Genomic DNA, 2430 nt, shown 5'->3' on the forward strand with positions numbered 1-2430 from the left:
TACCATGCTGGAAGCAGCACGCGTTGGGGATACCATCGGCCATTCGGGTGCGCTCGCCGGACTGATCGGCGGCACAATACTAGGCGGTCTGATCAACGTTGCCGGAGGCATCCTGGGTGGCATGCTGTTTGCTGCCGGATGTGCCTCTGCCTGCCTCGGTGTCGGTATCCTGCTGATTGGGGCCTCAATTGCTGTGGGCATGGCCGCGAACGCCCTGGGAGAAAAAGCACGCGACGCCTGCGTCGAGGCCGGGGCCGGTTCAATGAGCCCCAGCGGAGCCATTGTCAGTGGCTCGGGCAATGTGTTCATCAACGACAAACCTGCTGCGGCTGCCACCCTCAGTACCGTCGCCTGCGATAAAGACAAAACCCAGCAGGTTGCTCAGGGTTCCTCTTCCGTCTTTATCAATGGTTTGCCTGCGGCACGCAAGGGCGATAAAACCACCTGTGACGCCACCATCATGGCAGGTTCATCCAACGTGTTTATTGGTGGCGGCGGCACCACCACTGAAACCATCACCTCGGAAATCCCCGACTGGGCCTACACCGTATCCGACCTCACCATGTTTGCCGCAGGTCTGGTCAGTTTCGGAGGGGCCGCCAGCAAAGGACCGGGTGCCATACAAAAACTGTTTGCCAGACTGCCGGGAGCCGACAAGATAGCCAAAATCGCCTGTCGGCTGGCCCCTCTTGCCATCGTGGCGGGGGTGGCCGGTATTCTGACTAAACCGGTGGATGTCACCACCGGGCAGAAATTCCTCAATGACGACGACGAACTCGACTTTACCCTTGACGGAGAACTGCCGCTCTTCTGGCAGCGGCGCTACCTCAGCAGCTATGCCTGTGAAGGGGTTCTGGGGCGTGGCTGGAGTCTGTACTGGGAGAGTGAGCTGCGGCAGGTGGAAGAGGGCATTCTGTGGCGTAACGCCTATGGCGACTTCATCCCCTTCCCGGATGTCCCGCCAGGTCACCAGACCTTCTGCCCTGACCAGCAGTGCTGGCTCACCCATCATCAGGACGGCAGCTGGCGTATCCATGACGCCGGTGAACAGGTCTACCACTACCCGGCCTTTGATGCAGACGGCTTCGCCCCGTTGAGTGCCATCAGTGATAACGTTGGCAACCGTCAGACATTCCACTACAACGGTCAGCGGCAAATGGAACGCATCAGCCGCACGGGGGGGACAGCCCTGCGCTGTGAATACCACCCCGAACACAATCGCCTGGTGGCCGTCTGGCAGCAAACGCTGTCTGGCGAAGTCCAGCGCGCCCGTTACCACTATAACGACGCGGGGCAACTGGTGGTGGTCCAGCACCGGGGTGAGGCTGTCGTGCGCCGCTTTGGCTGGGATGAACACAACGGTTTGCTGCAGTGGCACGAAAACGCCAGCGGACACCGCTGCCACTACCAGTGGCAGCAAATCGACGACATCTGGTGTGTTACCGAACAGCACACCAGCGAAGGCGATGGCTACCGGCTGACCTACGACGACGAACACCATCAGCGCATTGCCACCTGGCAGGATGGCAGCCAGACAATATGGGTACTGGACGAACAGCGCCGTGTCAGCCGCTACACCGACCGCACCGGCAATACGCATCACCTGTTATGGGATGAGGCCGGGCAGCCTGCCGGTTACCGCTCGCCGCTGGGGCACCTGCGTCAATGCCAGTGGGATGAACTGGGCAGACTGGCGTCGGTTACCGATGCCAACGGCGCCAAAACCCGCTGGCAGTACCAGCGCAACCGCGACCGGCAGACCTTTGTGTTCTGGCCGGATGGCACCTCAGAACGCACCGCGTGGGATAAACAGGGACGGGTGGTGCAGGAAACTGACCGGCTGCAGCAGAGCACCCATTATCATTACCCCTATGCCCACACGTTATTACCGGACCGCATTACTGATGCGCGAGGCGGTGAAAGCCAGTTAAACTGGAATCGCGAAGGACAACTGACAGGCTACACCGACTGTTCCGGCCAGCCCACCACCTGGCGTTACGACACACTGGGGCAGGTCATCTCCCGCCGTGACGCACTGCAACAGGAAACCCGCTACCAGTATAACGACGCTGGCCAACTGGTTACACTGACCCTGCCGGATGGCTCAACCGAACAGTTTGACTGGTCTGACGCCGGATTACTGCTCAGTCACCAGATGGGGAACACCCTGCCGCGCCACTGGCAGTACAACACGCGTGGGCAAACCCTGAGCGCCACCGACCGCCTGAACCGGGTCATCCGTTACGACTATGACGTGGAAGGCAGGCTGCTCAGTCTGGATAACGACAACGGCGGCGTCTATCGCTTTACCCGTGATGCAGAAGGCCGGCTGCGGGAAGAACAGCGCCCCGACGATACCCGATACACTTACACCTGCAATGCCGACGGGCAGATAAGCACGGTGACCCAGCAAGGCACGGCAGACGACGA

At 60.6% G+C, this 2430-nt stretch carries 1 protein-coding gene; it reads left to right on the forward strand.

Features of this window, described 5'->3' with window-relative positions; all coding sequences use genetic code 11:
* On the forward strand, window positions 1-2430 hold a 2430-nt coding region (locus tag AC07U6_RS22150), incomplete at both ends, for a PAAR domain-containing protein (RefSeq protein WP_494764853.1).

This window comes from Erwinia sp. GW821-FHT03D09 (assembly GCF_059420805.1).